Consider the following 865-nt stretch of genomic DNA (forward strand, 5'->3'; position numbering starts at 1 on the left):
CTTCGCCGACGAGTTTGTCCGACCAGGATGGCAGGCCGAGTGGGCGCGTCTTTCCGTTGGATTTTGGAATGTAGACGCGTCGTACCGGGCGGAAGCGGTATCGCTCGTGACACATGGCTTCGATGATGCGCCCGATCTTGGCTTCGGACATGCCGTCGGCGGTCTCCCCGCAGGCTCCGGGTGTCATCGCGCCGTGGTTGGCGTAGATGCGCCCGTAGGCCAGTAGATACAGGTTCGGGTTGAACAGTTGTCGATACAGCTCATCGCACGGCAGGCTCCGCCTGCCGCGTTCACGCAGGACATCAAGTACCGATTCGGCGTTCTGCATTACGCATACCTCCCAGTATCGTGATATCCGATCACCTGGCCCCCTTCGCCCTGTGGACGGTTTTCCCGTCACCCTTGGCAGGTCGTTACTCCTGCGACTACTACGGGGCCTCCGTCACCTTGGGGCTCGCGCCCTTTAGGTGATCCCATGTTCGTCTCTGTTGTACGTATCTAGCGCGACTTAGGCGCCCCACTCATCTCCTTGAATTCCCTCACTGGGAATCAGTCCACGACCCGAAGGGTGCGGCGGATACGCAATCACTCCGTCGCAGGGCGCGGCATCGGTGCCAGGCACATTTCCGATGGATGCCGACGTTTTCATCCCTTGGAGATTGGGGTTCAGGCAGTACAGCTTTCGCCATATCGCACGGGTCCCTCAGCGCATCGCTTCCATGCCTGAACGCAATCGTTGATTTCCTGGCATGCTATTGTCCCCTTCGCCTTTCGGACCCAGGTAAGCCATCGGACCCAGAAACCTCCCTTTCAGTTCCTCCCGGTTGAACCGGGGATACAACAGAGCGCCTCATGGCGCACCGGC

General features: G+C 59.9%; 1 pseudogene. It reads right to left on the reverse strand.

Going from position 1 to position 865, the window contains the following annotated elements:
* Positions 1-328 (reverse strand): annotated as a pseudogene (locus NLX86_RS34265) (maturase); the annotation flags it as partial.
* Between the last annotated feature and the right edge of the window lie 537 nt (positions 329-865).

This window comes from Streptomyces sp. A3M-1-3, from assembly GCF_024213665.1.
GTDB lineage: Bacteria > Actinomycetota > Actinomycetes > Streptomycetales > Streptomycetaceae > Streptomyces.